Source organism: Wolbachia endosymbiont of Atemnus politus, from assembly GCF_013309895.1.
In genome coordinates this window covers 1-8713 of the sequence record NZ_JAAXCS010000053.1, presented here as the reverse complement: position 1 = coordinate 8713, position 8713 = coordinate 1, and the positions used below count along the sequence as shown (strand labels likewise).

The 8713-nt window shown below is 35.3% G+C and carries 5 protein-coding genes; 4 read left to right on the top strand and 1 reads right to left on the bottom strand.

The window, feature by feature from the left end:
• Positions 1-1336: phosphomannomutase/phosphoglucomutase (locus tag HET73_RS04425; protein ID WP_174134087.1), on the bottom strand; the 1336-nt coding region annotated here is incomplete at its 3' end.
• A gap of 138 nt (positions 1337-1474) precedes the next feature.
• Here HET73_RS04425 and HET73_RS08255 point away from each other — a divergent pair.
• The 4 genes from HET73_RS08255 (at position 1475) to carB (ending at position 8472) form a co-directional block, all read left to right on the top strand.
• The gene (locus HET73_RS08255) at positions 1475-3265 is read left to right on the top strand and encodes a coiled-coil domain-containing protein (RefSeq protein WP_246210123.1); all 1791 of its coding nucleotides are present in this window, start codon (positions 1475-1477) and stop codon (positions 3263-3265) included.
• A gap of 200 nt (positions 3266-3465) precedes the next feature.
• On the top strand, positions 3466-4281 hold the full coding sequence (locus HET73_RS04415; protein ID WP_174132888.1) for a YhjD/YihY/BrkB family envelope integrity protein: 816 nt from the start codon (positions 3466-3468) through the stop codon (positions 4279-4281).
• Entirely contained in the window at positions 4268-5041 is a 774-nt protein-coding gene (locus HET73_RS04410) for an SDR family oxidoreductase (protein WP_174132885.1), read from the top strand. Before HET73_RS04415 ends, HET73_RS04410 begins: the two co-directional genes overlap by 14 nt.
• Before the next feature lie 101 nt (positions 5042-5142).
• The gene (carB, locus tag HET73_RS04405) at positions 5143-8472 is read left to right on the top strand and encodes a carbamoyl-phosphate synthase large subunit (RefSeq protein ID WP_174134086.1); all 3330 of its coding nucleotides are present in this window, start codon (positions 5143-5145) and stop codon (positions 8470-8472) included.
• Positions 8473-8713: the final 241 nt, after the last annotated feature.

The following is an 8713-nucleotide window of genomic DNA, read 5'->3' as shown; positions in this document are numbered from 1 at the left end:
AAGACCTTGCTTTATCGATATAATAAAATAAAACTTTTTTAGTAAGTTCAAAATCCTCTAAGGTATTTCCTTCACACCTTGCTGTAATACAGTTTTGTGTGTTTGACACTCTAAGGAGCCACCAACCTTTATTACTGCTGTCGATTACCTTAATGCCATCAAGCTCTGAAAATGCAATGTTTTGCTGTTCTAGTGTTTTCTTTATTGACTCGATTATTTGAAATTTTTTTTCGTCTTTAACCGCAATCTTCACTTCATGAGTAATATATAGCTTCGGTAAATTCTCGATCATCTGAGATAGGCTTTGGTTTTTCTTAAGTAAAATATCGATGGCTTTAACAGCAGAATACAGTCCGTCATCAAAACCTAGCTCAGAAAAGAAAAAATGTCCACTCAGTTCACCAGCAAACTTTGCCTCTTCCTCTAACATCTTCTTTTTAACTAGGGAGTGTCCAGTAGCACAGGTAATTACTTGCCCTCCTAACTTGCTAATGAAATCGTGCACTTTCATACTCATTTTTATGTTAGCAATGACTTTGCTTTTTGGATATTCTTCCAATATTTCACTTGCAAAAATCATAAATAAGTGGTCGTTGGAAACAACATTGCCTCTATTGTCAATCAAGCGTACCCTATCGCTATCACCATCAAGTGCAATGCCAAGATCACATTTATCTTGCTTTACAATATCAATTAATTGAGCGAGATTTTTTTCTTCTATAGGATCTGGATCGTGCAGGGGAAATTTTCCATCTATAGAGTTATTGGTTACGATATGCGCATGACCTGGTAAGATCTTTTCAATATACCTTACGATTCCACTTACTGGGCTATTACCAAAATCCCAGGCTATTTTTAGCTTTTGTGTAGTATTATTCTTCAGCGCACTTTTTAACATGAGAATGTACTCACTATATATATTGATGTTAATTAAGCTTCCAATTTTTGTACTGCTTTTAATTGGATTGCTTACAACCTCCTTTATTTCTTGATCTGAGTAGACTTTTTTACTGCTGAAAAATTTAAAGCCATTATATTCACTAGGGTTATGTGAAGCAGTAATAATGATACCAAGGTCTGCCTGCGTAATTTGCGTTGCAGCATAGAGCATAGGTGAAGAGCATAGTCCAACGCGTATAACATTTGCTCCAGATAGGGTTAAGCCCCTGATTAATTCTTTTTCTATACTTGGTGAATCTATTCTGCTGTCGTAGCCTATACAAACACTGGATACGGTTTGGCCAAACTTCCTGCCTATCTCATACCCATCGTCAATCTGTAGGTCTTTGCCTACCACACCTCTAATATCATATTTTCTTATGATGGCATTATCCATACTGTCTATTAAATAATAAATAACTTTCAGTATACAGAGAGAATCCACAAATACTCAATTTAATTTACGCTTCTGTTAATTAATTTTTAAGTTAAAAATTTTAATATTTAAATATATTGTTTAGTAAATAGTAAGGTAATGTCAGGGGAAAACGAAAATTTATTTGTAGTTGAGAGTCAAAGTTTAGACGTAGATGAACAGAAAAAAAAGGATATTTCAGGTGCCATTGAATCTTGCAACAGTCTTCAGGATTTTATAGAAAAATTAGAGAAAGAAAAACTAATCTGGTACTTTATTGGTCCTTTACGCAAAGATGAGGATATTACAGGGCAGATAAATTTAAAGTGGGAAAAGGAGCTCCAAGAATTTGAGCAATCAATAAATAGAACACAAGATGAAATACGTAACAAATTTGAAAAAATTTTATCAGGTCAAAGTTTCTTAGCGTATTCAACAAAAGATAATGACTTCAATATTAGGTTTGAAAATAAAGAAGAACCAATAAAAATCAGTGATATTTTAAGGGCCAGCAATGAAAATGAAGTTTACAATATATCTTTAGGGAAAAACAGTCAAATAACTGCATGCAAAAAAAACGGCAATGAAAGGCATTATAATTTTGTTGGTTCTAGTTCATGTGAAGTGACAATTGACTGGCAGGCTAAGGATTCTAAAGGTAATAGCATAGATTGTAGCATGACTATAGAAGTAGGTTCTGATGGTATAAGAAGGATGGTTAATGAACCAAAATTTGGTGATTTAAAGTTTACAGATCCATTACTAGAAGAGACAAAAAATGAAATATTGAAATTAGTTGAACAGAATAAAGAAGTTTTTATCAATGAGAAAACTTTGTATCAAGTTTTCGCTGATATGTACAAGAATATAAACGACCAACAGATAACTGAGGAGAGGTTTACACCTGTATCACCACAATCGCCTGCGCCAGACAGTAGTGGATATTTTTCTTCTGACACACTTTCTTCGCGCAGAGGTTCTTTGTCTGTTGGTGGTGAAGTTAGCGGTGAAGATGAAGTATTTGAGAGTGATACGTTTGATGATGAAGAGCATGGACAAGGAGGAAATGACTTAGAAAATAGAGTAAAGGAATTAGAGGAAGAAAACGCGTATCTCAAGAAGCAAAATGCAGAATTACGAAAACTTAATCAAGAGATAGTAGAAGAAGGTGATGCAGAAGTAAATAAATTAATTGAGGAAAAGCAAATTTTGGAAAAAGAAGTTATAGGACTTAAAGCTGAATTGGAAAGAAAGACGAAAGAATTAGATAGCAAAAATCAAAATATTAAACAATTGGAACAGAACATAGATGAATTAGAGCAAAAATTGCAAGATAAAGATAGCAAAATAGCAAATTTGAAATCTCAATTAAAAGATAAAGAAAGTGAAATTCAATCAACAGATAAAATCAATGAAGAGTTACACAAGAAATTAGAGCAAAGTGAATCTGAGTTAAGCATACTAAAGAAAGAAAATGCGAAAGAAGTTGAATATGAAAATAGAGGAACAAGCATGCAGCAGAACAGCGTGCAAGACCAAGGTACACAAGCTGTGGATAAAAGCTCAAACAAGATAGTGAGTGGGTTAAGACAAGAAAACAAAAAATTGACTAGAGATAAGCTAACTATATCTGAGCAATTAAAACACAAAATAAGAGAGATTGGCGAGTTAAAGAAAGATTTAAATCAACTACAAGAAGAAAATAAACAACTAAAGCAAAAAACTACTAAAAATGTAGGAGTTGTTGATGCATCATCTTCAACAGATCAAAGAGAGACTAAAGAAATGGAAGTTCAAACTGATGAAACAATCTGCAATTTGTATGATAAAGAAGGCAAGTATGTCAGAACAGAATTATTAGACCCAAATTTAACTCCTAATGATCCAGAAAAATCACGGGGTAAAGCTTAATCTGGTTATCATAATCTCTATGAATCACATGCATTATTGACTTCTTGCTTGCCATCCAACGGATTCTTTTTTCATGGTCGGCACTGGAACGAAAAAGTTAGAATAACAAAAGAACGACAATATACAACACATTCTCAAGGGTTTTTTGCTTAAAAACTTTATTTCATTTAGAATATCTTACTTGGTTTGTTTATATTATAGTGCTGCAGAAATTTTACAGTATCGTTTATTGTCTTTATCGTGCTTTGATTGACACAATTTACAACGATGGGATGGAGCATGCAGGATACTTATCATTTTTAATCCTGTTGTCAATATTTCCCTTTCTCATCGTTTTAATTGCTTTGGCGTCAACATTTGCAAATTTCTTAGACCAATATAACATTGGTTGGACATTTATAATTGATAACATGCCACAGGACATTTTATCATCTTTAATGCCACGTATTAGGGAGATAATATCAGGTCCGCCGCAAAGTTTATTAACTTTGGCGATTGTAGGTGCTATTTGGACTGCTTCATCAACGATTGAAGGGCTGAGAACAATATTGAATAAAGCCTACAAAGTTCCGATTTCGCCACCTTATATATTAAGAAGAGTACTCAGTATATTACAATTTTTAGTAATTACGCTTATTATAACTCTAACTATAATATTCTCCACATTAGTCCCAATGCTAATTGATTTTTCCTATCATGGGCTAAGTTATACCAAATATCTCCTTATTGAATTTGTACTCTTCATGGTAGTCTCTTGGCTATATTTTATGTTACCGAATATAAAACAAAATTTATCAGATGTATTTCCTGGATCTTGTGTAGCTGTTATGCTTTGGACAATTTCAGCCTCAGTTTTCAAGCAATATTTAAAAGCTGCCTTTGGCCAACTGGATTTGATATATGGAAGCTTAGGTGGTGTGGTAGTGTCATTACTATTTTTTTATATGGTAAGTCTAATTTTTATATATGGAGCAAAGTTTAATTTTCAGCTAAAATATTTGAATGGGTCTCGCTAAGGAGAAAGAAATGGGTAAATTAGAAGGCAAAATAGCTTTAATTACCGGGGCTTCAGGTGGAATAGGATCTGCTGTTGCAAAAAGGTTCGTCAGAGAAGGTGCATGTGTAATTTTAATTTCAAGGTCTATCGATAATCTCAAGCCACTATATAATGAAATTGAAGGGTGTGAAGAATTCAAAGAAGACTCTGTGAAGCTAATTCAAATTGATCTCTTAGATTTCGAAAATGTGAAAATACTGGCAAATATGATAGAGAGCCTGAAATTATCAGAATCTGGAGCACTTGATATATTAGTTGCGTGTACTGGAATTTTAGGTAAGTTGAACCCTGTTCACGACTGCGAACTTGAAGAGCTACAGAATGTAATGAATACTAATTTTACTGCTAATTGGTACTTACTAAAAAACTTAGATCCAGTACTAAAAAAATCTAATTCTGGAAGGGTGATATTTATGACTTCAGAAGCGACGCTTTCTCCTTCTTCTTATCCATATTGGGTACCTTATGCTGCAAGTAAAGCTGCACTAGAAATCATGGTAAAGATATATGCATCTGAGACAAAACATACAAAATTGTGCATAAATGCTGTGTATCCAGAAGGACCTGTTGACAGTGAAATGTACAAGCAGGCGTTTCCTGGAAAAGATATACCTGAATTAGTTTTACCTGATAAATTGACAGACAAATTTGTGGAATTATCTTCTGAAGACTGCGACATATCGGGAGAAATCTTGCCACTTAGCAAATCTCTTGAATAAGTTGTATGCACTCATACTACTTAAAATTATCTATAGTCTAGTCCAATAAAAATTCACATTTATAGGAAAGGTTGGTAACATTGCTTAAATAGGTTGTAATTATGCCAAAACGCACAGATATAGAATCTATATTAGTAATAGGGGCAGGTCCAATAGTCATAGGTCAGGCATGCGAGTTTGATTATTCTGGAACTCAAAGTTGTAAGGTATTAAAGAGCGAAGGTTATAAAATCATTCTGGTAAACTCCAATCCTGCAACTATAATGACGGATCCTGAGTTTTCTGATGCGACGTATATTGAGCCTATACTGCCTGAGATCATAGAAAAAATCATAATTAAGGAGAAACCGGATGCAATATTACCAACGATGGGCGGGCAAACCGCACTCAACTGTGCAATGAAACTTGCAGATGATGGAGTATTGGATACATATAACATAAAGCTAATTGGCATAAATAGAGAGGCAATTAAAAAAGCGGAAGATAGAGAATTGTTTTGCCGGTCTATGGATAAAATAGGACTGAAGTACCCTAAAAGTGTTATTATAAAAAATCAAAGGCAAATAAAGGAAGCTCTAAGTTATGTTGGATTGCCTGCAATCATCCGTTCATCATTTACTCTTGGCGGTGCAGGCAGTGGTATAGCATACAATAAGGAGGAGTTTTTCAACATTGCAGAGAACGCTCTTAAAATTTCACCAATAAATGAAGTTCAGATAGATGAATCGATTATCGGTTGGAAAGAATACGAAATGGAAGTTATTCGTGATTGTAAAGATAACTGCATAGTAGTCTGTTCAATAGAGAATGTTGATCCTATGGGAGTTCATACAGGTGATAGCATTACTGTTGCTCCTGCTTTGACCCTGCGCGATGCGGAATACCAGCAAATGAGAAATGCATCTATAGCAGTGTTGAGAGAAATTGATGTTAGTGCAGGTGGTGCAAATGTCCAATTTGCAGTTAATCCTAAAGAAGATGGAAGCCTTGTTGTGATTGAAATGAACCCAAGGGTTTCTCGCTCTTCTGCACTTGCCTCAAAAGCAACGGGTTATCCTATAGCAAAAGTTGCAACCAAGCTTGCTGTTGGCTATTCACTTGATGAAATACGCAACGATTGTGCACCAATTATACCTGCTGCATTTGAACCGGTGGTTGATTATATTGTCACTAAAGTTCCTCGTTTTGAATTTGAAAAATTTAAGGGAACAGATTGTGAACTATCAACTTCCATGAAATCGGTGGGAGAAGTAATGTCCATAGGTCGCACTTTTAATGAATCACTACAGAAAGCTTTCCGTTCACTTGAAACTGGTCTTACAGGACTTGATGAAGTGTTTTCTGAAAGCACAGATGTTGATCATATAAAATCTCAATTAGCAAAATTACTGCCAAACAGATTACTGGTTGCTGCCGACGCAATACGTCATGGAATAAGTATAGAAGAAATAAATTCAATTACAGGATATGACTTATGGTTTTTGCAAAATATACAACAGATCATCTTGGCTGAGCAAAGAATTAAAGAAAATGGTCTGCCAGAAACAGCACATGAAATGTTAGAGCTAAAGAAAATGGGATTTTCGGATGCAAGGTTGGCGAAACTAACTCTCCATTCTGTCATCCCAGTGCTTGACACTGGGATCTATGGGAAAAATGAATGTGGAATAACATCAGAGCAAATTGAAGCAGTAAGGAAAAAATTTGGTATTAACCCAGTTTATAAACGCGTAGACACGTGTGCGGCTGAGTTTGAATCGAGTACTGCTTATATGTATGGCTGTTATGAGGGTATGTCATTCCAGTGCGTAACGCTGGAATCCAGAAATAAAGAACCAGTCTGGATGACAGAGGGAGTGGAGTGTGAAGCAGATGTTTCTGACCGAAAAAAGGTTGTCATTTTAGGTAGTGGACCAAACCGTATTGGTCAGGGTATTGAGTTTGACTACGCGTGCGTGCATGCAGTTTCCGCTGCCAAAGAAATGGGATATGAAACAATAATGATTAATTGTAATCCTGAAACTGTTTCAACTGATTATGATACTGCTGATCGTTTATATTTTGCTCCGCTAACTATAGAGGATGTGCTTGAAATACTAAACAAAGAGCAAGAAAATGGCACACTAGTGGGTGTTATAGTTCAGATAGGTGGTCAAACACCTTTAAAATTAGCCAAAGTGCTAAATGAAAGGAGTTTTAATATTCTTGGTACGCCATTTGACTCTATAGATCTTGCTGAAGATCGTATGAGATTTAAAAACCTTGCTTTGCAACTTAATTTAAAACAACCTGAAAATTCTATCTGTCATTCAGTGGAAGAAGCGTTAACCAATGCAGAAAAGGTGGGGTTTCCGCTAGTAGTCAGGCCATCCTACGTCTTGGGTGGTCAATCCATGTCGATTAAGCATGATATTGAGAGCTTTAAGGAATATGTTCTGAGTCAAACTAGGATATTTGAACATGGGTCGCTGCTGCTTGATAAATTCTTAGTTAATGCAGTTGAAACTGACGTTGACGCTGTATGTGATGGGGAAAAAGTTTTCATTGCGGCAATTATGGAGCATATTGAAGAAGCTGGTATCCATTCTGGCGATTCAACTTGTTCAATACCGACAAACACGTTGAATGACAAAATTATAGGAAAGATTGAACTGCTAACTGAAAGAATAGCTCTGGAGTTGAAAGTGAAAGGTTTAATAAATATTCAGTTTGCCATTCAAGAAAACGATATATACATACTCGAAGTAAACCTAAGAGCTAGCCGTACAGTTCCTTTTATTTCCAAAGTAATCAATATTTCTATTGCAAAGCTTGCCACTCAAGTTATTTTAGGTAAAAAATTAGATCAAGAAAAAAAATCTTTTGATCATTTTGCGGTCAAAGCTGCTGTTTTTCCATTTACCCGTTTTTCGGGGGTTGACACTCTACTTGGACCAGAAATGAAGTCAACAGGAGAAGTGATGGGAATTGACTCATCCTTTGAAGCTGCGCTAGCAAAAGCGCACATGGCTGCAGGATATAATCTGCCAACAGAAGGCAGTGCTTTGATTTCGGTAAAAGATGATGATAAAGAGTATATATTGTCGACTGCACGAATGCTGAAGGAACTGAGTTTTGATATATATGCCACCAAAGGCACAGCTTCGTATCTGAACAATAATGGTATCGTTGCAAAAGCTGTAAATAAGGTGAGAGAAGGCAGACCTCACATAGTTGATATGCTCAAAGATGGAAAAATAAATCTAGTGATCAATACCTCAAAAGGCGTAAAATCAGTCTCAGACAGCAAAGATATTCGCAGAACTGCTATTTCGCAAAATATAGCTTACAGTACTACAGCTTCTGGAAGTAAAGCGTTAGTGCTTGCAATTCAATATTTAAAGAATAGCAAGTTGGAAGTGAAGTCGTTACAGCAGATGTTTAAACACTAAGATATACGTAGTTTCAACATTTTTTTGTAAAAAACACTTTTAACTTTCTAATCTAAATATTAAGAAACTTACCAAACGAAGAAAAAAGGCAAAAGAATCCCCGTGGTGGTTGGCTATTTTCTATGTACCTCAAATATCGGCGTTTTTATCCTAAACGCTAGGGTTTATCTGCTTTTATGCAACTAATCTAACGTTAAGAAATTTACTAAGCAGGAAAAAAGGCAAAAGAAACCCTATGGTA